At 35.2% G+C, this 20,782-nt stretch carries 20 protein-coding genes; 3 read left to right on the plus strand and 17 right to left on the minus strand.

The genetic code is table 11. The annotated features are described in order from the left end of the window. Nucleotides 1-173: 173 nt before the first annotated feature. Nucleotides 174-254, plus strand: a complete 81-nt coding sequence (locus LKE46_RS17695; protein WP_363316197.1) for a putative holin-like toxin — start codon at nucleotides 174-176, stop codon at nucleotides 252-254. A 329-nt stretch (nucleotides 255-583) separates the two neighbouring features. On the opposite strand, the gene LKE46_RS06440 is transcribed toward LKE46_RS17695, so the two are convergent. From LKE46_RS06440 to LKE46_RS06495, 12 genes are all read right to left on the minus strand, one after another. Next, on the minus strand, nucleotides 584-1,441 hold the full coding sequence (locus tag LKE46_RS06440; RefSeq protein ID WP_291719531.1) for an AraC family transcriptional regulator: 858 nt from the start codon (nucleotides 1,439-1,441) through the stop codon (nucleotides 584-586). Between the two features lie 225 nt (nucleotides 1,442-1,666). Continuing rightward, nucleotides 1,667-2,056 (minus strand): VOC family protein, encoded by a 390-nt coding sequence (locus LKE46_RS06445; protein ID WP_291719533.1) that lies wholly within the window; start codon nucleotides 2,054-2,056, stop codon nucleotides 1,667-1,669. Between the two features lie 91 nt (nucleotides 2,057-2,147). After that, nucleotides 2,148-2,408: a TfoX/Sxy family protein gene (locus tag LKE46_RS06450; protein ID WP_291719535.1), complete on the minus strand. Its 261-nt coding sequence runs from the start codon at nucleotides 2,406-2,408 to the stop codon at nucleotides 2,148-2,150. A gap of 58 nt (nucleotides 2,409-2,466) precedes the next feature. Next, nucleotides 2,467-2,787, minus strand: a complete 321-nt coding sequence (locus LKE46_RS06455) for a hypothetical protein (RefSeq protein ID WP_291719536.1) — start codon at nucleotides 2,785-2,787, stop codon at nucleotides 2,467-2,469. A 218-nt stretch (nucleotides 2,788-3,005) separates the two neighbouring features. Further along, nucleotides 3,006-3,464, minus strand: a complete 459-nt coding sequence (locus LKE46_RS06460; RefSeq protein WP_291719538.1) for a hypothetical protein — start codon at nucleotides 3,462-3,464, stop codon at nucleotides 3,006-3,008. Between the two features lie 219 nt (nucleotides 3,465-3,683). Beyond that, nucleotides 3,684-4,979, minus strand: coding sequence for a group II intron reverse transcriptase/maturase (ltrA, locus tag LKE46_RS06465; protein ID WP_291725597.1), 1,296 nt, complete (start codon nucleotides 4,977-4,979; stop codon nucleotides 3,684-3,686). A gap of 508 nt (nucleotides 4,980-5,487) precedes the next feature. After that, nucleotides 5,488-5,943 carry an AraC family transcriptional regulator gene (locus LKE46_RS06470; protein ID WP_291719539.1) on the minus strand — a complete coding sequence of 152 codons (456 nt, stop codon included), beginning with the start codon at nucleotides 5,941-5,943 and terminating at the stop codon, nucleotides 5,488-5,490. 241 nt (nucleotides 5,944-6,184) lie between these two features. Continuing rightward, complete coding sequence (locus LKE46_RS06475) at nucleotides 6,185-6,961, minus strand: hypothetical protein (RefSeq protein WP_291719541.1); 777 nt, start codon at nucleotides 6,959-6,961, stop codon at nucleotides 6,185-6,187. Continuing rightward, the gene (locus LKE46_RS06480; RefSeq protein ID WP_291719543.1) at nucleotides 6,954-7,436 is read right to left on the minus strand and encodes an RNA polymerase sigma factor; all 483 of its coding nucleotides are present in this window, start codon (nucleotides 7,434-7,436) and stop codon (nucleotides 6,954-6,956) included. The genes LKE46_RS06475 and LKE46_RS06480 overlap by 8 nt, the downstream gene beginning before the upstream one ends. Before the next feature lie 157 nt (nucleotides 7,437-7,593). Next, nucleotides 7,594-8,394 (minus strand): pyrroline-5-carboxylate reductase, encoded by an 801-nt coding sequence (gene proC, locus LKE46_RS06485; protein ID WP_291719545.1) that lies wholly within the window; start codon nucleotides 8,392-8,394, stop codon nucleotides 7,594-7,596. A 54-nt stretch (nucleotides 8,395-8,448) separates the two neighbouring features. After that, nucleotides 8,449-10,851: a trans-4-hydroxy-L-proline dehydratase gene (hypD, locus tag LKE46_RS06490; protein WP_291719547.1), complete on the minus strand. Its 2,403-nt coding sequence runs from the start codon at nucleotides 10,849-10,851 to the stop codon at nucleotides 8,449-8,451. A 46-nt stretch (nucleotides 10,852-10,897) separates the two neighbouring features. Continuing rightward, nucleotides 10,898-11,671: a glycyl-radical enzyme activating protein gene (locus LKE46_RS06495; protein ID WP_291719549.1), complete on the minus strand. Its 774-nt coding sequence runs from the start codon at nucleotides 11,669-11,671 to the stop codon at nucleotides 10,898-10,900. A 278-nt stretch (nucleotides 11,672-11,949) separates the two neighbouring features. Here LKE46_RS06495 and LKE46_RS06500 point away from each other — a divergent pair, with 278 nt between their 5' ends. Further along, nucleotides 11,950-12,492, plus strand: a complete 543-nt coding sequence (locus LKE46_RS06500; protein ID WP_291719551.1) for a helix-turn-helix domain-containing protein — start codon at nucleotides 11,950-11,952, stop codon at nucleotides 12,490-12,492. A gap of 43 nt (nucleotides 12,493-12,535) precedes the next feature. On the opposite strand, the gene LKE46_RS06505 is transcribed toward LKE46_RS06500, so the two are convergent. The 4 genes from LKE46_RS06505 to LKE46_RS06520 all read right to left on the minus strand — a co-directional run bounded on the left by LKE46_RS06505 (nucleotide 12,536) and on the right by LKE46_RS06520 (nucleotide 17,625). Then, nucleotides 12,536-14,827 carry a hydratase gene (locus tag LKE46_RS06505; protein WP_291719553.1) on the minus strand — a complete coding sequence of 764 codons (2,292 nt, stop codon included), beginning with the start codon at nucleotides 14,825-14,827 and terminating at the stop codon, nucleotides 12,536-12,538. A 109-nt stretch (nucleotides 14,828-14,936) separates the two neighbouring features. Beyond that, entirely contained in the window at nucleotides 14,937-15,491 is a 555-nt protein-coding gene (locus LKE46_RS06510) for a class I SAM-dependent methyltransferase (RefSeq protein ID WP_291719555.1), read from the minus strand. A gap of 76 nt (nucleotides 15,492-15,567) precedes the next feature. Then, a complete protein-coding gene (locus LKE46_RS06515) occupies nucleotides 15,568-16,284 on the minus strand; it encodes a zinc dependent phospholipase C family protein (RefSeq protein WP_291719557.1) in 717 nt (238 codons plus the stop codon). Between the two features lie 33 nt (nucleotides 16,285-16,317). Continuing rightward, on the minus strand, nucleotides 16,318-17,625 hold the full coding sequence (locus LKE46_RS06520; protein WP_291719559.1) for a hypothetical protein: 1,308 nt from the start codon (nucleotides 17,623-17,625) through the stop codon (nucleotides 16,318-16,320). A gap of 204 nt (nucleotides 17,626-17,829) precedes the next feature. Between LKE46_RS06520 and spoVB the strand changes: the two genes are divergently transcribed. Continuing rightward, nucleotides 17,830-19,161 (plus strand): stage V sporulation protein B, encoded by a 1,332-nt coding sequence (spoVB, locus tag LKE46_RS06525; RefSeq protein WP_291719561.1) that lies wholly within the window; start codon nucleotides 17,830-17,832, stop codon nucleotides 19,159-19,161. A gap of 3 nt (nucleotides 19,162-19,164) precedes the next feature. Here the strand turns inward: spoVB and LKE46_RS06530 are convergent, their stop codons facing one another. Continuing rightward, nucleotides 19,165-20,760: a putative polysaccharide biosynthesis protein gene (locus tag LKE46_RS06530; RefSeq protein ID WP_291719563.1), complete on the minus strand. Its 1,596-nt coding sequence runs from the start codon at nucleotides 20,758-20,760 to the stop codon at nucleotides 19,165-19,167. Nucleotides 20,761-20,782: the final 22 nt, after the last annotated feature.

Below are 20,782 nucleotides of genomic sequence, written 5' to 3' on the forward strand. Positions count from 1 at the left end.
CTCTGTTTTTAGTTTTACCTATATTTCAAAGCAGCTAATAATTTAACAAGCCTTATTTATTGCTTTGATTTCGCAACATGAAACCTTTACGTCGATATTTTTTTGGCTTCTCTTCAAATCTTTGTCCCTCATCCCTGTTGAAGGGAGGTAATACAATGAGTAATGACATCTTAATGTTACTTTTTGAGGCAGGATTATTCCTGATTTCACTGTTAACATTTGTAGTATTACTTATTAAAGAAATAAAAAAATAGTAGCCCTTCTGCAAATGGTAGCTACTATTTTCTAATTAAACATTAAATAGTGATATCAGTTGCCTAGGCAACTAGATTGTATACTACAGGATGCTGGGAACATCCTGTTTTTATTTTTCTTCTTTGTATTTATATTATAACACATTTTATAATTTAAAATCATATTTTCTTAAAATTTTAGTAAACATTATCTTTAGTATAATTTCTTAATCCCACTCATATCAATTCATTACACAAAAAGCCTCCATCATTTGTGGTAAGGTTCACTGTAACTATATAACCGGATAACTTAAAGGAGATATATTGACTATTTATGCTCTTCTACGTAGTTATTTTTTCTTAACAGAAATCCAAATTTCACTGTAGTAGTTTTCATCTTGATTACCTTGTGGGTAATCATCTATATTGGTGTACATTTCAATATTATAACCTGCTGCAATTTCATAATCCTTGCAATTAGGCAGCCATTCTGAAAAAATTTTTCTGTTCACATCTTGCAGAGATTTCGGCATTTCGCCCTTGCAAACAAAAACAGCCCACGTGTGTTTAGGAATAATCTTTGTAACAAAACCAGTAGGTATTTCTATAGACGGATTATAATTGTCTGCAATCAAATATTCAAACTCATCTGAACCCATGCTCTCATCTATGCATACTCCGTACATTCCGCATACAAATTTCTCCTTTCCTGTTTGATAATGCTCTGTCCAAAACTGTGGAATTTCTGTAGTTGCACTATCATATTTAAACACCTTTGATACGCCCATGACAGTAAATGAATCTTTTTCAACAATTTTGTAATCCATAATATAACCGCCTTCCAATGAAAATTTGATTTTCAGAGGAGCAAACGATTTAATCATTGCTCCATCTTTTCGAACAGCAGTAGGTGTGACACCATGAAATCGAGTAAAAGCTCTTGTGAAACTATTAGGTGAGGCATAGCCATATTTCAGTGCAATATCAATTATTTTTTCATCAGTAGAAACAAGCTCACTACCGGCAATGGTAAGCCTGCGTTGTCTGATATACTCTCCCACCGTAAAACCACAAAGCATTGCAAAGCCTTTTTGGAAATAGAATGGAGACATAAATGTTCTTTTTGCAATATTTTTTATTGTGATTTCTTCAGTGATATTCTCCTCAATATAGTTAATAGCTTCACCAATTTCTTCAATCCATCCCATAATCATCATCCCACTGTTTGTAAATCTATCTTATCTATTTTCAAGCGGTTATTCCCGACTTTTTGTGTTATATTTTGTCCCGTCTAAAAGATTAAGCAGCATTTATTTTCTCAATATTTTCTGCATTGCTTTATCTTTTTGAAATTCTCCCTTGCTTTTTATAAAAAATAATTATCACATTTTACAAATAATCATAAGTTCCAAACTGCAGCATAAATTTAGAACTTATTTATTAAATGAACCAATCTCAATAAGATTACCCTCAGGGTCTGCAATATAACATGTCCTTTGACCCCAAGGTTCTGTTGTTGGTTTCATCACGGAATCTACTCCTTTAGAAATGATATTTTCATATGCTAAATCCACATCTTCATGTTTGGAAACACTTAAAGCAATCTCATAATGACCATTTATACCGTTAACATAATTGAATCGTTTATTTGTCATTTTTTCAAAATCATTTCTTCCGTAAAACATAAACAATACTCCATCTTTTTTTAACATTACATTTGGTTCTTTTCCATCCCAATGAATTTCAAATCCAAGAATATTTTTATAAAAATCAACCATAGTTCTCATATCACTAACAAATATTCCAATGCCATCTAATTTCATTTTAATCTTCCTTTCAGTAAATCTAATTGTCCAATAATAAAATCTAAATATTCCTGACTAGAAGCCATACCTTAACTCATCTACAAATTTACTATTTATGTTTATGCCAATTATAAAAATCCTTTAGTTTTGCTTTACGTTCCTGTGGTAAAGCTGTTTTCTTAACACCGTGAATTGCACCTTCTAATGCCAGCAATCTATGAATACATGCAGAAATATCAATTTCTTGTATTTTCAGCCACGCCTGTTCCGCACCAATATCTTTTAATTCATCATAAGTAAATATGCCTACTTCATTCAACTGCCTTTCAACTTCTTTTCCGATATTAGGCAGTTTTGATAATTCTCCCATAATAAAACTTCCTCTCCTATTTACTATTTTATGTTACTCAAATTCAAATTAGAGTTTATCATTCTCTGTTAATTTTTTCATATTGCGTCATTCCCCACCAATTTGGAAGTAGTTCTTCTAAATGAATGGTTTTACGTTTTTCATAATCAGCCATAATCTCTATATCTCTATTTTTAAGTGAAAGTTGCATCAAAAATTCTCTACACGCTCCACATAGCATCCCACTTACACCCGTTGGCAGCTCGTCACAAAAAGCAATTAATTTTTTAATTACAGTTTGTCCACTGTTTATATATATTAAGCGCAGCAACTCGTTCGGCACATAGTGATACGACACCACTACAACTTTCAATACAAAAGCCTGTAAATATTCTTCCATCTTCACTCTCCAAAGCACAAACAACATGATGTGCATATATAAATGGTGATACATCTGTAGGATAATACTGCTCTTTCGCCTTATTATATAATTTCTCCCATATATCAATAGTTCTCCTCCCTCTATTTTTTACTTTTCTACTTAAATGCATATAAACAATCTTTACTAATTGGAATTTGTCAGCTTTGTACTATGTTCACAATCTTATTTTTTTTATTCTACTTAATGGCAATATATAAATAACAATGTGGTTTTCCATCTTTCGTATATTCGCCGGGAACGGTACTCTCATAATCTTGGGTAAATGCTCTCTTTATATTGCCTGATTTTTGTTCAAGCCACACTTTTTTCCATGCCTTTCTTGTACATGCACCTATCTCTCCACTTTCATCTTTTTCATCATATTTTTTATATAGGCCTTTACTTACTGCTGTTTCCATTTTTCGAAAAAAGCCAGCTGTTACAGCCATTATTGTAAGGTCATAATCCCCACTTTCATCACTGGAATAATTACTGTATTTTGAAACTGGAGAAACGCCCTGTTGAAACATATGCTCGGTATCAAAAAGAATGGGTAGTTTTCCACTGACAATATCTTCCCAGATTTCACTAATTACTTTTGTTTCCTCTTCAGAATTATTCGTTCTTACTGTTACTTCCCTCAATTTATAAGCCATAGTTTTATTCATCTCCTTATATGGATAATTACCTTTTTATTTTTTATATAATATCACACTGAATATGACAGCAGTATGTCATAATAAATTACAAAGTCGTAATAGCATCTGTAAATATTATAGTATAGTCGAGTAGACTTACACCTCACAATGTAAGCCCCTCACAGAATCCGTACGTGCGGCTTTCCCGCATACGGCTCCTCATAATAACATTCACAGTTAAAACAGTTTAAAATATATCTTTGGTCTTGCTAGCGGATAATACTTTAGCATTTCTGTATATCCATCCCAGCAGTAGCTTTTCTTATCACTTCGTCTGTTAAGAGTCTTACATAGAAATTTCTGTACTCTATGCAAAAAGTTTGTTATCATCTTACCATTGAAAGATACGCCATAGTACCTATAATGCCCAACCAATTTCAGATTTAATGCCTTTATCATTTCTTTAACCGGCATAGTTCTATTATCATATAGCCACTTTTTAGTATTCTTCAGCTTTTGTCTGAATTTCTTCCTACTTGTTTGCAGCTTGATACATGGATATCCTCTGCGACTTCTTCCACAGAAAAATGTAAATCCTAAGAAATCGAATGTTTCTGGTTTTCCCTCCCCCCTTGCTTTCCGATTACTTTCTGCATATTTGCCAAATTCAAGCAATCTACTTTTACTATCTTCAAGTTCTAGGTTAAACTTTGCCATTCTTATCTTAAGTTGTTCATAATATTTCTTTGCTTCCCATTTATACTGGAATCCTGCTATAAAATCATCTGCGTAAACTACAAGGAAGCTATCTCCCTTAATTCCTTTTGAGAAAATAATCTTGTACCATAATATCAAAACATTGTGCATATAAATGTTTGCTATTATTGGACTCATTATATTTCCTTGCCCAGAACCATCCATGCTTTCCTGAAATACTCCATCGGTCATTACACCAGCTTTCAAGTATTTCTTAATCAGCCATAATACATTGGGGTCTTTTATGTACACTCCTAAAAATTTCATTATCCACTCATGATTCATATGGTTAAAGAATCCTTTGATATCTGCATCAACAATGTAGTTTATCTTTCCACTATGCATTCTGTTGTATACTTCCTTTATAGCATCATGACAACCACGTCTTGGTCTGAAACCATACATAATTCTTAGAAATCTTGGTTCATAAATTGCCTCCAGTATTTTCTTAACCGCAAATTGTACTATCTTATCTTCATAGGATGAAATTCCTAACGGTCGCATTTTACCATTACCTTTTGGTATAAATACTCTTAATGATGGTAACGGCTTGTATGACTTATTCTTTAGTCTTGTTACTAGGTTTGATATATTTTCTTCTAGATTTACTTCATACTCTGCTTTTGTAACTTTATCAATGCCTACTGCCTTCTTCCCGTCCAGTTCTCTGTGACATTGTTTAAGCATTTCAGCATTAATATGATGATACAGTGAAGTAAATTCTGGTCTTCTTGTATGGGCTGATATTTCTGCTATTCTTTCTAATTTTGTTTCCATCATTTCTCCTGTCCCTGAGTACAGATGATGTGTCCTCAGAAAGATTGTTATTATGTAGTCTCCTTCCCTCCACTGGCATTACCCAGTCTCATCAGTACTATGAGACTATCCGACTGCCTGTCATTCATTTGACATTCTCCGTTTTATTGTCGTTTGCCATACTTATTCTCAAGAAACAACAGGCTCTCCCCAGTTGATAATTAACCATAGTGTAATGCATGATTGGCCCTTTGACCCCGCAGTGCCACATAGTTCTTGCCATTATGACTTATGTGATGTTGTTTTCCGCAGTAATTAATACGTCAACCATCTGGATGTATAAAATTTCGAGGCTCAATAGCTCTTCAACCCTACTTTCTCGCTGTCTACGCTTAGCTCCCACCATTACTGATGATGACAACTCAAGACTCGCTACTGTTGGTTGGCTAGACCTTACTCAGACAGGATTTCCACCTGCTAGGTTAATTACCCTTTGCTGGGCGCACAATTACTATTTATCTTAATATTTTTATAATATTGGAACACAAATTTCACAGTAATGCTTATTTATCATCTTCATTGCATAGCGTTCAAGAATAGGTCTTCTATTGTCAAATCCATAATTTCTTTTTGATAACTCCGGAAATATCTCCATCCATGCTTTTTGCATGGCATCTACCGTATGGTCTACCTTAAATACACAATATTTTCCACCAATAGTTTTTCCAAAATTAATATACTTATTTTCAATCTTAAATTCATTTGAAATAGCCAAACATACATCATAACGACAATCTTTAGGTTCTGTAAATTGAGGGTTATTTTGGGTTATTCCCAATATGATTGAACTTTCATCCAATAAGTTCTTTTCTCTAGCCCAATTTTTTAATTGTTCCATTATTTGTACATTCTCTGAACCGTAAGATCCTGTCCTTCGTATATAAGCAACTTTATATGATGGTATCATCTCAATCTTAGTATTCACAACTTACCTTCCTTTTAAATAAAGTACATCGATGTCTGAATTCATCATATAATGCTTTAAAATATATTTCAACTTATTTTTTAAAATTGTCAAAATTTTAATTCACACTAAATAAGGCAGTAGCCATAATGATTTTTAATGTCATTGTGGCTACTGCCCTATACACAAAATCTAGCTACTCGCAGGAATATATAAAATGGACTTTTACTGAATATTGTCCCTCATATATACACTACCGTTTTTATTTAGTATTGATAACCTGCTGCGCCATTTTAACTAATTCATCTTTTGATATATTAGAATCAGATGCCAAAAAAGAATAGTTAATTCCATCCTGCATCCAATTTAAATATTGAACTTGAGAGATTTCTTCCTTATCAGAATCAGATCCATAACTAAATACATACTTACCAGATAATTTATCCTTTTTATCTTGTTCTGTCATTTTATGATTTGCTGGCACAAGCTTGCTGGTATATGAACGATAATATAAATCTATACCATTATAATTGGCAATAACAGTCTCTCTCTTTGAGCTTTCACCCAACCTTCCATTTTCCATATAAAGACTCAATTCATCACTCCCTTTTGTATAAGTAAAATCGAGTGATTTTGTCTTTCCTGCAAAGTTACCTTTATCATCAGTTCCTTTGTTGTCTACAATACATCCATTTACAAAAGTGTATCCGTTGTCGAATTTATTGATTAATTTAGGATTAAATTTAAGTTTCTTGCTAACCTGTTCTACTGTAGGTATAGTAGTATATGTTGGTATACCACTCGAATGTGAAGTTATAGAAGATATTTTCTCTGCAGCAAATACAGTTGTTCCTATTACCATAGTAGCTACCAATCCAACCAAGATTTTTTTCTTGATTGATCCTTTTTTAAAAATTTTTATATTTTCCATTTTATTATTCACCTCTTTATCTTGTAAACTATCCAATGTTGCACTTACCCTATTTTTAAAACCTTCTGGTGTATCCGGGAAGGCATTATTCCAATCATAGTTATTCATAATTTACCTCCATATCCTCCAGCTTTATTTTTAATAACTTCCGTCCTCTTGCCAATCTACTTTTTACAGTTCCTGCAGGTATTTCTAAAATCTCTTTAATTTCTTCTACTGAATATCCCTCTACATAATAAAGAACAATTGTAATGCGAATACGTTCTGGTAAATTCTGAATAGCCAAATATAATTCGCTGTAATCCTCTTTGTCATTAGCTTCAGCAGATTCAAAGTATTCTTCATAAGGTACCCGTAAACATTCTTTACGTTTCAAACAATAACATTCATTTATAAGTATTCTAACTAGCCACGTTTTAAAATATTGTTCTTTTTTTAGCGTATATAATTTATTATAGGCCTTTAAAATTGTCTCCTGAACTGCATCCTCACAATCTTGCTCATGAATCAAAATTGACTTAGATATATGATATAAAGTAGATTCAGCCTTAAGAACATTGACTATAAATGTATCTTTATTCAATTGACTTCCTACCTTTCTTAGCAAACTGCAGCGCTACTTTTTTTGCTTTACACTAATTAGATGGATATATCTACTAAATGGTTCATTTAATTTTTGATTAAAATCAACATAATAAAAAAGCTCGTCAATCTTAATTTAGATCAACGAGCTATAGGTATTACATATTTCTATTTTTTTCTGCAGCTGCATGAACAGTATCAATTACTGCTGATCTGAAGCCTTTTTCCTCCAGGACCTTTACAGCTTCCATGGTAGTACCTGCCGGTGAGCATACCATATCCTTTAATTCTCCAGGATGTTTTCCGGTTTCCAATACCATCTTGGCCGAGCCTAAAACTGCCTGAGCCGCAAATTCATAGGCCATGGCTCTTGGCATTCCCTCCAAAACGGCGCCATCTGCCAGAGCTTCAATAAACATATATACATATGCCGGTGAAGAGCCGCTGACACCTACCACAGCATCAATCAATTTCTCCTGGACAATCTGTGCCCTGCCAAAGCTTGAGAATATTGCCAGAGCTTTTTGCTGTTCTTCCTGTGATAAATTTTTATTAACAGCAACAGCCGACATTCCCTCACCAACAAGTGCCGGCGTGTTTGGCATGACTCTTACAAGCTTATGTTCCGGAGACAGCAGTTCTTCAAGCCTGCTTAAGGTTATACCTGCAGCAATGGAGATCACTATTTTATCCCTGGAAATATCTTCCCTGACTTCCTTTAAAACTGCTGGAAGTACGTTCGGCTTAACAGAAGCAATTAAAATCTCCGCATTTTCTACCAGTTTCCTGCTGTCGTCAACAGGATTGATTCCAAGTTCTTTCTGTAATCTTTCAAGAGCAGGAGCATAGACATCATAGACAAATATCTCTTCTGGCTTATAGAGCTTGGATTTAATTAACCCCCCTATAATTGCACCTCCCATGTTGCCTCCTCCAAAAAATCCAATTGTATTTTTCATAAATAAATCCTTCTTCCCTTTATTATTTTCTATCCCTTTATTATTAAATTTTTCTCACGCAAAACTTTGCTCTGTACGATTGATAATTTCATCCTGAAGGGCTCTATCCAGATTGTTGAAATAATCACTGTACCCGGCAACCCTTACTATCAAATCCTCATATTCTTCAGGACGTTTCTGGGCATCCAGCAGGGTTTTGCGATCAACCACATTGAACTGGATATGATGGCCATCCATTGCAAAATATGAACGAATCAAAGTAGACAAATTAGATACGCCATCTTCGCCCTGGACAACTGCCGGCGTAAACTTTTGATTCAGCAGTGCTCCTCCAGTCTTCAGCTGATCAATTTTAGAAGCTGACTTGACTACGGCAGTCGGACCGTTTCTATCAGCACCCTTTTCAGGAGATATTCCATCCGGCAGCGGTACTCCGGCATGACGTCCATTAGGACTGGCCTCCATTACCTGTCCAAAATATACATGACAGGTTGTCGGCAGGAATTCAACTACAGTCCTTGACCCTTTAGGTGTAGTCCTTCCTGCAATAGCATCCTGAAGTGACCTGGAAACAGCTCTCAAGACATCATCTGCATAATCGTCATCATTACCATATTTCGGTGTATGATTATAAACTATTTCAAATACTTCATCACAGTCTTCAAAATCAGCTTTACAAGCACTCAATAATTCATCCATGGAAAATTTTCTATCTTCAAATACATTTTTCTTTACGGAGACAAGGGAGTCAGTTATAGTTGCTATACCTACACACTGTATATAGCTTGTATTATATCGGGCCCCACCAGCATTGTAATCAACACCGGATTTGATGCAATCATCGGTGATAACGGATAATAGTGGAACCGGCATATATTCCATATACATACGTTCAATCAGGTTGTTTCCTGCAATTTTCACATTGACTACATATTCCAGTTGCCTGTAGAATGCATTATAAACTTCCTCATAAGACTTGAATTTACGTGGATCTCCAAGATCTAATCCTACCTGTTTTTTAGTATAACTGTCAAATCCCCGATTCAGTACCAGCTCAAAGATTTTTGGTATATTCAAATAACCGGTTAGAACATAAGCTTCTTTACCCGCTGTGCCGGTTTCCACGCATCCACTGGCAATTCCGCATTCTCTCGCATCATCAATAGATTTGCCAAGGAACAACAATTCCTGAATAATAGCTTCAGAATTGTAGAAAGCGGGCTGTCCCCATCCTTTACGTGAAATCTTCAATGCCTCACGGAGGAATTTTTCCGGGGTCTTGCGGGATATCTGTACATTTGAGCTTGGCTGCAGCAACTTCATCTCATCCATTACTTCCAGAATCAGGTAGCTGACTTCATTTACACCTGTTGTTCCATCGGCACGCAGTGCACCTGTATTGATGTTGCAGAAATCCGTATAGGTTGCACTTTCTTTTAAAGTTATTCCAACCTTCGGGGGTGCCGGCTGATTATTGAACTGTATCCACAGATTTTCTAAAATTTCACGGGCACCTTCACGGGTCAGGCATCCCTCTTCAATATCTTTTTCGTAGAAAGATTCCAAATGCTGATCCAATTTTCCCGGAGAATAAGCATCCCAATTATTCATTTCAGTAGTAACTCCTATATGGGTAAACCAGTACATCTGTACCGCCTGACGGAAAGTTCTTGGCGCATGCTCTGGCACTACTTCGCAAACTTCAGCAAGATCCAGCAATTCCTGCTTCCATTGCAAATCATGTTCCACAGATGCCATGGCACGTGCCTTGTCTGCATAACGCCGTCCAAAAATAATCATGCCTTCACACACCAGCTTCATGCCTTCCAATTCCTCTTTTTTATTGAGTGCACGTACATCGTTATTATAATCCAGGTGATCAATCTCATATTGAATATCATTGATGAAATCAGCATATCCTTTATGATATATCTTGCCATCAGCTACAGTATGTCCCGGTCCACGCTGCATCAAGAATTCAGTGTACAGCCCTGCATCAAACAACCTGTGCCATTCATCCGGCAATAATTTGTTCATTCGCGTCATCAATGCACGATCTTTCCAGTAGGGAATAATTATTTCCTTCTGAATTTTCCTGTCTTCCCCGGAAACCTTGAAAAAAACTTTCTCCCTGTTATTCATATTTTCAAAATCTTCCATGGTATGACAGCACAGCTCCGGAAAAGTTGGTGCCGCCCAAGGCTTGTGTCCTTTTTCACCTACTATGATAGCACCTTTTTCAATATAAAGTGTACGATTTTCCATGATATACTTAAAAGCCAATCCACGAAGGACTGGAATTGAAAATTTTCCTTCATACTTTTTGTAAGCTTCTGTTAATAGAACCGCCCTCTCCATGGAAATACTCGGTTTGCATTTTTTAGTACTTATCTCTCTCAATCGTCTTATACGTTCTGTTGAACCTCTCCCCGTCTCCTTTAATACCGATTCTGGCATTTTATTTTCCCCCTTCTTAAAAATAAATTACAGCAACAAGCAACTGCTAACCACCAATTTTTACAGCATAACCTGCTTTTTCAAAATATTGTTTGATTTCATTTATACGTTCATCACCTGGCTTTTTGAAATTCTGAGTACATTCCCTGTTTAAGTTATGATACTTGTCCCTGCCAAAATCGTGATATGGCAGAAGATTAATGCTCTCAATAGAAATGTTTTGTTCTTCAAGCCAGGAGGAAATTCCACAGATTGATTCATCATCAGCATTGACATCATTAATCAGAATCAGACGCAGATTGATCTTCCCTTCATGGCTGCTGATCAACTTGAGATTTTCCAATATAAGATCATTGGATACTCCTGTATATTTTTTGTGCATTTGTGGGTCAATTAGTTTTAAATCGTATAAAAAAAGATCCGTGTAGGGTAATATCCGTTTATAATTATCAGGCGGAACTACACCACATGTATCAATTGCTACCGATATTCCTACCCTTTGAAGCTCTCTTGCCAATTTTTCAACATAGTCCATATCCTGAGTCATAACCTCTCCTCCGGATAAAGTCACCCCTCCGCCGGATTGATCATAAAAAATCTGATCTGCTTGAACTATTTTTACAAGTTCCTTTATGGCATACTGCCTTCCTATCATTTCTTCTTTTCCATCCTTGTTTTTCATCAATTCAGGTTCATATCTTTGACTTTCCGGATTGTGGCACCACATGCACTTGATTGGACAGCCTTTAAAGAAAACAGTAGTACGAACGCCTGGACCGTCATGGACAGAAAATTTTTGAATATTAAATATATAAGGCATGTTAATTGGAAACACCCCTTTCTTATTTTACTTTTAATTGTAGTTCATAATAATAAAAATTTCAATATATATAAGTATATTTCTTCATAATAATGATTTCAATTTATCAACTCCAAATTTGTTATATTGGCTCATCAATGTTATAATTAAAGCAATCATATATGGATATACAGTAAACACTTTTTAAAAGAGCTAATTCATTTTTATGAATTTATGGCCTGGTATCCGCCAAAAATTTTTTTAGAACTCTGAACTTGCGAAAGGACTGATTACATTCCATGAATATAGGAGAAAAAGTTAAAGAACTGCGCAACAAAAAAGGCCTGACATTAAAGGACATGTCTGAAAAGACGGGATTATCTACCGGCTTTCTTTCTCAATTTGAACGTGGTATCACTACCATTGCAGTGGAAAACTTGTCCAATATTGCCGATGTACTTAAGGTGAAGATCAATTATTTTTTTGACGATGAAGAAAAGGAACTTATAATCAGAAGTTATGATCAACCCTTTATCCGCGAATTAAATAAAACCATATATAAAAGTCTAAGTCGTTATCCTGAAGATAAGATGTTTTCCCCCGAGCTGGTTGAACTTCTGCCAAAAAATGATCATCAATATCCAGATGTCTATTCACACCAGGGAGAAGAGTTTGTTTACATTTTAGAGGGAATTTTAACATTAATAATTGAAAAGGATGTATTCAACCTATATCCGGGTGATTCCGCCCACTATCTGTCTACACAAAAACATAATTGGGACAATCAAACCAACAAGGTAGTAAAATTCATTGTTGTCCATTATCCCAAAGACTGCAGCTAGTACGACAAAAAAGGAGAAACAACCCTCCTTTTTTGTCTGGTGATCATGCATTCTTTTTATTGAAATTTATCAAACATCCTGACAACAGTATATTCACTTCATCTCCTGTCAGCCTGTCAATTTTCAAAGTAAACTTTTTAAGCCCGTCTTTTACTATATATGCAGGTATTTCAGAAATACCTGCATTGACAAATTTTCTTATATGAGGAATAAATATATAGTCACCACAGTTAAATTCAGGCTCACTTTCCATGGTAAATGGCACTATTCCCCAATTGATCAAGTTGGATCTGTATCTCTTCGTGGCATACTCTTTTGCAATATTCGCATATCCTCCAAGAATTTTCTGGCAGCTGGCAGCCTGTTCTCTGGCAGAACCATCTCCCGGTTTTACCGCATATATTACACTTCCTATCCCCGTATTGTCGACAACTATACCATTACACTCCTTCTCAATTATAGCAAAGACTTCTTTTAGTTCTGCATTCTCATTGAAAGGAGACTTTCCTGCAATTCTGTCTGTTTCAGATTTCTGAATCTGTTTTGCCCTGGATACATATTCGGGATCTTTACGTGATAATGTGAATTCAGAAAGCTTCAGCGGATTTGATCTATAAGAAGATGCATCTCCTGATGGTATCAATTCATCAGTTGTCGTTACAGGATCCTGAATAAAAGAACATACTTTCAAAAGCAGATTGTCAGAAAGCTCCGGCATTGTCGGCCAGTCCTTTATATTGGGCCCAAACCTAAGATCTTCACTGCTGTCAGACTTCCCAAATCCGTTGTATACACGGTTTTCATAGATTTTACTGTTGAAATAGTACTTGGGAATATTGTAATTTGCATCTATTTCCGTTGCAGCGGTTATAAATCCCTTGTTCACTGCTGTAGCAGCTATTGAACGGGCATCCATGAGTGCGACACAGGAAAGCTGGTCATCATTTGGCTTCGAGCCCTCACGGTTTGGAAAATTCCTCGTTGTATGCCTTATACTGAGTGAGTTGTTTGCCGGAGTATCTCCTCCTCCAAAACAGGGACCGCAAAAAGCAGTTTTAAGTATAGTTCCCGTCTGCATCAAATCTGCTGCAATTCCATTTTTGACAAGGCTGTAATAAACAGGCTGGCTTGACGGATAAACATTCAGTGTAAATTCATCATTTCCAATTGAATTTTCCTTCAATATGCTTGATGCCTCACAAATATTCTCATAATTGCCCCCTGCACATCCAGCTATACATCCCTGTTCAACATATAACCTGTTTCCCTTTATCTTGTCCTTTAGAGAAAATTTTATATTTTTATTCGATACTCTGCCTTTTGCATCCTTTTCCACCTTATCCAATATGTCATGGAGATTTTCATTGAACTCGTCAATAGTATATATATTGCTCGGGTGAAATGGCATTGCAATCATAGGTTTTATTTCCGACATGTCTACGCATATCATTCCATCATAGTATGCAATACTACCCGGCTTCAATTCTTTATAGTCATCTTTTCTTCCATGGAGCTCAAGATATTCCCCGACTCTGCCATCAGTTTTCCATATTGAACTCAGACATGCAGTTTCCGTAGTCATTACATCAATTCCATTTCTATACTCTACGGACAAATTTTCTATTCCAGGCCCTACAAACTCCATTATCTTATTCTTGACAAAACTATTTTTGAAAACTTTTCCAATTATTGAGAGGGCAACATCCTGAGGTCCAACACCCTCCTGTGGTTTTCCAGTAAGGTACACGCCTATGACGTCAGGATAAGCTATGTCATATGTCTTGGACAACAATTGTTTAACAAGTTCTCCACCGCCCTCACCTATTGCCATAGTACCAAGAGCACCATAACGCGTATGACTGTCCGATCCCAAAATCATCCTTCCGCATCCTGCCATCATCTCACGCATGTACTGATGAATAACTGCAAGATGAGGGGGTACGTATATTCCTCCATATTTCTTCGCAGCAGACAGGCCAAACAGATGGTCATCTTCGTTTATTGTACCGCCAACAGCACAGAGACTATTGTGACAATTTGTAAGAACATATGGTATTGGAAATTTTTCAATGCCACTGGCACGTGCTGTCTGTATAATTCCCACAAAAGTAATGTCATGTGATGCCAGTGCATCAAATTTGATATTGAGATTTTCAATGTCTTCCGATTTATTATGTGCCTTCAAAATCGAATACGCTATGGTATTCTTCCTGGCTTCTTCCCTGTCAATTTTTTTTCCTGTTTTAGATTCAATTTGCACATCAGATTCTTTAATGTCAAAATATATTTCACTTCCATTTAATAAATATGCACCTTCACTATGTAGATTAATCATGATTACCTCCCCAATTAAAATCGACCAGAATACATTTTCTCAATTATAGTTAATTATATTTTTTAATCAGGTCCTAGTCAAGACTCCATCGTTATTTTGATGTTCAAATTCACATATCCGTGCTGATTGAGACTTCTTGAAGCTTCTCATCTTCATTCTCACATTTATTTTTTGCCTTTATATGATATATATCACCATTGAAGGTATATTCCTTCAAGTCAAAATACCTGCTTATAATGTCCAGTGTATTTTCTTTTGAATCATCCTCAACAGGGTTAAAATTTCTCACCTTTATCTTTTTCAGTTTTTTGCCCGGAACAAGTATTTTTATATCGCCATTGAAAATTTTACCTATCTTTTTGTCTATATCCCATATATACAGCATGCCATTTCCATTTAAATATCTGTGTATATGCTCTATAGCAGTCTTTTTTTTGGTTTTGGGCCATATGGTACTGAATGAGAAGAGCAGTATACACAGATCATAATATCCTTCCAAAATATTTTTTCCCTGATCTTCTCCACTTATATATTCCAAATTTATATTGTGATTGAATTCCTTGTATATGTTATATACTATTCCGTTATTCTCCAATCCAACGTCCAGCAAATTTCCATGAAAAACTTCATTTTCCATATTTATAAAGATCTCTTTTTTGAACATAAAATACCTCCTAATTACATAATAGTAAATATATTCTATATGTTATTTTCTCTAAAAATAAAAAAAATCCTTCAAATTAATGAAGAATTTTTAAAGATTTCATATCCGAATAATAATCCAGCATAAATCCTGAAGTAGTTCTCTGTGCTTCCTGCAATATGGAAGTTGCGATTTTCCAATATCTTTCATCTCTGGACTTTATATCAATATTCTTTATATATGTGCTGTTTGCCATTATAGCATTGTTTTTTATATATTCATCCAGGCTATCATATCTTACTGTGCCATCGATTGCAATAAATGAATAATCCGACATCAGTTTACTTATAATCCACAATTCAAATTTCCTATGACTTTTCAAAAGTCTGTTGTTTACATGCTGTGGAACCGTTACATCCTGGACCAGGTGACATGCTGCTCCAAAATAAAAAATTGATTTGCTTTTATCTCCATCTTTTGCTAGAGATATGGATTTGGAATAATATTTTTTGCATTCCGTAAGTGCATCTGAAAACCCATAGAGCCCCTTTTGCCTGCTTACATGATAGAAATGATTGGAACTTTTAAAATCCTGATCCGCCCAGCTGACTCCCAAATTCAAATTTACAATATTATTTCTAAAATAATCGGCTTGTCTTTCATATCCATCATTTTTCAGTATTTCAATGGATCTTATCATTATAAACTTATGAACAGTGCAGTTGGTCTTCATTATCTTTTTCTTCAGAGGATTTACAGCAAAAAATAACTTTTTAACCGCTCCGCCATAGGTTTTTTCGAGTTTTCCCTTCATCTTAAGAATAATTCCTTCCTTCCATAATTTATTTTAATCCCTTTTTACCCTCAAAATTAAAATTATAGTAAATACAATTACTGAAATTAGATAGATGTATATATTGTTATATTGCTTGAACTTTTTTATAGATTCATGTTCATGTCCATTTATACTGTACAGATATCCGTTTTGGCCGTCCAGTATCATAAGGCTTTTACCATATATTTTAATATTTTCAATTGAAGAATTCCTGTCAAATTCAATTTCATTTTTTTCAACCTTTGGAGACTTAAAACTATACAATGAATTATCTGCCTTATTGTAAAAAAATATACAGTTTTTCTCACCTATGTTTCCTGAAGTATCCACAGCAACAGCTCCTAAACTGGATACTCTGTCGTTTTGATATATAGGCGACGGTGGATTCATTGTTGGATGATTTTCAAGTAAAAAGCCGAGATTATTTTTGCCTCTAAATTTAGGCGACAACACAGGATCTCCTCCGCTGTAATCAGGCCATCCATACCAGAACCCCTTTTTCACTTCATATATATAGTCATTATCGCCTGATACAGGGCGTTCACCTCTGTTCTCCATTCCTCCTACAGAACACACAAGATTGTTGTTTCCATTGAAATCCATTCCTTCAACATTTCTTATTCCCCATGCAAACGTACTTCCATGTCCATTATTCATATTATATGCTATAATTGAAGCATTGCCGGGAAAATGTCCTGGTATTACCTGACCATTTATACTCTTGGTTCCAGAACTTTGAAATGCTCCCGTACTTCCGCCGTCAAAATTTATCCCCTTCAAAGTTATATCTTTTGGAGTTACATCATGTACATATGGTTTTTCACTCCTCCACTTATTGTCTTTCCCCACCACTCCTGAATTCGTGGCTGCTCCAACTGAAACATAAAGGTAGTTTCCCCTTGTTCTTACCATACTTCTATTATAATCTCCATAATTGGGAATTCCAGAAACAAATACTGTGTTTTTATGGTCATTTATGCTGTAGCAATATATTTTATCCCTGGAAGCATAATATAATTTTCCATCTTTATAATCTATACTGCTTATATCAAAATTTTTATTTTCTATTATATTGTAACTCCTTCCACTATTATCTATGAATTGAATTTTAAATTTATATGCTATGTAATAATTTCCATATTGGTCCGAAGTAAAATCTACCGCACCCTTCAAATCCTTGTATTTCAGCTCACAGTTCAATCCATTATTTTTCAGTTTAACACCGGCCTCCATATGGTTCTTATAATAATATAGTTGGGCTGCATAGGCAAATGCAAATGCAACAAGTACCAAAATCAAAATTCTAATCAATCTTTTCATCTATACAATCTCCCAAAATTATAACTCTTAGGATATATATATTTATCGAATTGTACATATATGAATGATTATTTGTAATATATTATAATGCATTTTCAGTGAAATTTACAAAGATAAATTTAAGAATATATTTATTTTGCCTTTCATACCTTTTAATAAGCATGTATTAAACTACAGCTTCAATTTCAAATTCAGGAGTTTTTTATGAAAAGAGATAGATTTTTAAAGAGTTCACTTATTTTGATATGTTCAAATTTAATTACAAGCATATTTGCATTTGTATTTTCAATAATACTTTCAAAATATCTGGGTGCGGAGGGTATGGGACTGTATGATCTAATAATGCCTGTATATGATCTTTTTATCTGCCTTATATGCGGCGGCATGGTAACTGCAATATCAAAAGTCGCAGCAATATATTTCGGAAAAGATGACTTTTCAAATTTGGAGAGTTCAATTTCTGTCTCTCTGCTGTTTGATTCAATATGGTCACTTATTGTAATATGTTTTGTATTTATAAACGCCAAATACATAGGAATGAACATCATAGACGATGTAAGATCTATTCATGCTATTCAGGTTATATGTCCTGCAATGTTCTTTATAGCATTATCCTGCATATTCAAGGGATATTTCTACGGTACCTCCGATGTAAAAATTCCCGCACTTGTAGATGTATTTGAAAAATTTCTCAGAATAGTTATAATAACAACTATAATTGTATCCTTTTCATTAAAAGATGTAAAAAGCACGGTAACTGCAGCATATTTGACTCTTGCCTTCGGAGAATTAATAAGCCTTGTCTGCCTTTATTGCATATATAAAATAAAGAGGAGCAAATACATTATTCCATCAGATTACATACCGGACAAGTTTCAGCTTCTGTTCAACATACTAGTTGTATCATTTCCTCTATGCATAAATGGTTTTCTGTCTACTGCACTGTCTGCCCTGTCTGCACTTATAATACCAAGGAGACTCGTTTCTTCCGGTATAGACTATAATATGGCACTTGCAATGATAGGTAAATTTAAAGCGATGTCTGCCAGTATTGTATTCTTTCCAACTAATATATTGAATTCAATATCAATAGTTCTGATTCCTGACCTATCGGAAAAGCTGAGCAGTAAAGATTATTTTTCAGTGGAAAACAGGATATCTCAGGTTCTAAAAGTATCCACAGTACTTGGAATACTCACAATGATACTTTGCCTCTGTATTCCCGACTACCTCGGCCAAATATTCTATAAAAGAAACGATCTTGGAAATTATATAAAATTTATGGCAGTATGTGCCCCTGTAAGCTTTATTGCCACAGCTACTTTCGGTATTCTGAACGGGATAGGCAAGCAGAATATACTGCTCAGAAATTCCCTGATAGTATCTGTAGAAGAATTGATACTCATATACATATTCACAGGAATACACTCTATAAATATATATGGCTGTGGAATAAGCCTTATAATAACCTCCATTACAAGTTTGATCCTGAATATGCGGGAAATAATAAAAAATAACTTCTATAATCCGTTCTAGAAGTTATTTTATTCTTGCAAGTATAAATTGAGGGATGAATTTTTTCATGCTCTCAGGCATGTTTGCAAGGTCTTTGGCAGTTATTCCCCCTATTATCACCATCATAAAAGTATATGCCAGTATTCCAACAATAATCGATAAAATCGTGGAAACAGCATTTGAAACATAGGCTATGCTTATAAGTCCCGTGATTCTATTCAATACATAATATGTAACAAAAACTATGGCTCCCATGGCACCCGACGAGATTACAGGCCTGACAGCATGTGCTGCCATATTTATCCTTATACCAAGGGATTTCTTTATCATTCTATGGTTTAAAATTATCGGTATCAAATATCCTATGACGGTTCCAACTATGGCCCCAAGTATATTTATACCTGGAATTGCAATCAAATAGTAATTAACTGCTATTTTACAGGCTATACCTATTACTGAATAAATAGTAGCCGCATAGAGCCTGCCTATTCCCTGGAGTATTGTAGTCTGTATCTGCATAACTGCCATCAATACAAGTACTATGGAACCACATGCCATTATATAAGAACCTATTCCAAACTTCAGCAGATAAAATATGGGATCACTCAACACCGCCAGACCTACAGCACATGGGATTGCTATGAGAAAACACAGCCTGAAGGAATAGTTTATACGATTTCTAACTCCATTTTCATCTTTTACAACTGCAGCTGCCGATATGGCTGGAAGTATTGCAGCAGACAGTGAAGATATAATGGCTATGGGAACATTCAAAAGCTGCTGATATTTGGTTAAAAGACCATACAATATAGTTGCACTGTCATCTGTAAAACCTCCAAACATGAGTCTGGACTTTGTATTGTACAAATCAACTATATTTCCTGCATAAGTCATGCCTACACAGAGAGTTATGGGAATTCCATAGTTTATGATCTTTCTCACAATCTGCTTCTGGCTTATTCTCTTTATCCCCTCCGCCATATTCTGTCTCTTTCTATATCTGTTATAACAGAACATAAGAAATGAAGCTGACATCAGTGCTCCAAGAGAAGTACCTATAGTACTTCCCGCACATCCTGCCTCGACTCCATATTTCATCAGAAAGGCTGCAAAGGCCAGTGAAAATGCTATATTTAAAAATTGTTCTATAACCTGTGATACTGCAGTAGGTGTCATATTTCCATTTCCCTGGAAATATCCTCTGTAGGCAGAGGATAGGGATGTGAACAATATGGCAGGAGCCAGGGAAATAAGTGATAGATACGCATTCTTGTATTTTGTCAAAGTTGCCAGCGGCATTGCAAAAACAATAAGCAGAACACACATCAATGAACCCATCACAACAAGCATCAACCTCGCTATTTTGAAACTTTTTACTGCATCTTTGTAATTCCCAACTGCCGTCAATTCGGATATTAATTTCGATATGGCTACAGGTATTCCCGAGTTGGTCATTACAAACATAAAAGTATATATCTGGTATGACGCCCCGTATATTCCATATCCCACATCTCCAATTATCTTTAATAAAAATGGAATATACAAAAGTGATAGTACCTTGGTAATCATTCCTGCTGCAGACAATACAGCAAATCCTCTTGTTGTTGACTGTTCTTTCATCTTTAAAACTCCCTGTCAAAGG

The organism is Clostridium sp. (assembly GCF_022482905.1).
Classification (GTDB): Bacteria; Bacillota; Clostridia; order Clostridiales; family Clostridiaceae; genus Clostridium_B.

Excerpts from the sequence above, each read along its gene's own strand:
- LKE46_RS17695 (WP_363316197.1), top strand. The coding sequence starts at position 174 with ATGTTACTTTTTGAGGCAGGATTATTCCTGATTTCACTGTTAACATTT.
- LKE46_RS06440 (WP_291719531.1), bottom strand. The coding sequence starts at position 1,441 with ATGGGATGGATTGAAGAAATTGGTGAAGCTATTAACTATATTGAGGAG.
- LKE46_RS06445 (WP_291719533.1), bottom strand. The coding sequence starts at position 2,056 with ATGAAATTAGATGGCATTGGAATATTTGTTAGTGATATGAGAACTATG.
- LKE46_RS06450 (WP_291719535.1), bottom strand. The coding sequence starts at position 2,408 with ATGGGAGAATTATCAAAACTGCCTAATATCGGAAAAGAAGTTGAAAGG.
- LKE46_RS06455 (WP_291719536.1), bottom strand. The coding sequence starts at position 2,787 with ATGGAAGAATATTTACAGGCTTTTGTATTGAAAGTTGTAGTGGTGTCG.
- LKE46_RS06460 (WP_291719538.1), bottom strand. The coding sequence starts at position 3,464 with ATGGCTTATAAATTGAGGGAAGTAACAGTAAGAACGAATAATTCTGAA.
- ltrA (WP_291725597.1), bottom strand. The coding sequence starts at position 4,979 with ATGGAAACAAAATTAGAAAGAATAGCAGAAATATCAGCCCATACAAGA.
- LKE46_RS06475 (WP_291719541.1), bottom strand. The coding sequence starts at position 6,961 with ATGAATAACTATGATTGGAATAATGCCTTCCCGGATACACCAGAAGGT.
- proC (WP_291719545.1), bottom strand. The coding sequence starts at position 8,394 with ATGAAAAATACAATTGGATTTTTTGGAGGAGGCAACATGGGAGGTGCA.
- hypD (WP_291719547.1), bottom strand. The coding sequence starts at position 10,851 with ATGCCAGAATCGGTATTAAAGGAGACGGGGAGAGGTTCAACAGAACGT.
- LKE46_RS06495 (WP_291719549.1), bottom strand. The coding sequence starts at position 11,671 with ATGCCTTATATATTTAATATTCAAAAATTTTCTGTCCATGACGGTCCA.
- LKE46_RS06500 (WP_291719551.1), top strand. The coding sequence starts at position 11,950 with ATGAATATAGGAGAAAAAGTTAAAGAACTGCGCAACAAAAAAGGCCTG.
- LKE46_RS06505 (WP_291719553.1), bottom strand. The coding sequence starts at position 14,827 with ATGATTAATCTACATAGTGAAGGTGCATATTTATTAAATGGAAGTGAA.
- LKE46_RS06510 (WP_291719555.1), bottom strand. The coding sequence starts at position 15,491 with ATGTTCAAAAAAGAGATCTTTATAAATATGGAAAATGAAGTTTTTCAT.
- LKE46_RS06515 (WP_291719557.1), bottom strand. The coding sequence starts at position 16,284 with ATGAAGGGAAAACTCGAAAAAACCTATGGCGGAGCGGTTAAAAAGTTA.
- LKE46_RS06520 (WP_291719559.1), bottom strand. The coding sequence starts at position 17,625 with ATGAAAAGATTGATTAGAATTTTGATTTTGGTACTTGTTGCATTTGCA.
- spoVB (WP_291719561.1), top strand. The coding sequence starts at position 17,830 with ATGAAAAGAGATAGATTTTTAAAGAGTTCACTTATTTTGATATGTTCA.
- LKE46_RS06530 (WP_291719563.1), bottom strand. The coding sequence starts at position 20,760 with ATGAAAGAACAGTCAACAACAAGAGGATTTGCTGTATTGTCTGCAGCA.